1 protein-coding gene and 1 pseudogene are annotated in these 690 nt (G+C 52.3%); one reads left to right on the plus strand and one right to left on the minus strand.

Translation table 11 applies throughout. From position 1 onward, the window contains the following. The coding region (locus tag R7Z50_RS27685; protein WP_318149780.1) for an Ohr family peroxiredoxin at positions 1–314 on the plus strand (314 nt) is incomplete at its 5' end. 77 nt (positions 315–391) lie between these two features. Here the strand turns inward: R7Z50_RS27685 and R7Z50_RS27690 are convergent. Then, a pseudogene (locus R7Z50_RS27690) lies at positions 392–690 on the minus strand (transporter); the annotation flags it as partial.

Here is a 690-nt window from a genome sequence, read left to right on the forward strand (position 1 = left end):
GTGGTACAGGCGCAGCAACGAACCCAGAACAACTGTTTGCAGCGGGTTACTCGGCTTGTTTCTCTAACGCGATTTTGCACGTTGCGCGTGAAGCAAAAGTAGCGCTAAATAGCGCTCCTGTGACAGCTGAAGTAGGCATTGGCCCGAATGAAAACGGTGGCTTTGCGTTGACCGTTAGCCTCGCGGCAGAGTTAGACCTACCACAAGAACAAGCACTAGCGCTGACGCGCATTGCTCACCAAGTGTGCCCATACTCAAATGCCGTTCGTGGCAACATTGACGTCGCCGTTACAGTAAATGGTGAAGCGATTTAATCGCTTTAGACACTGTTCTAATGCAAGAAAGCCTGCGAACGTGCAGGCTTTTTTCGATTTGAATGGGGCGATAAGGGTTAACGCGACTCCAACGGGTAAGAGCGATAACTCCACATACCGTAAGTACGCAGCGCATCGCGGTAAATGCCAAGTAGTTCGCTCTCGCTGGCTTTCGCTAAGTCTTTGAGGGGTTTGTCTGGGTAACGTACGGTGTCGAAAGTGATGCCCTGCGGGCCAGTTTGCCAACTAGCGATTTCAAACAAGGTTTGACCACGACGCACGTGACTTGCCGAGCTGATAATGGTCGCATGTTTGATGTTGTGGCGCGCCAAGGCGTAGCTGCTGAACAGGGCATTGCCTACCGTGCTGGTGGCGT

The organism is Vibrio sp. 1249-1, from assembly GCF_033340495.1.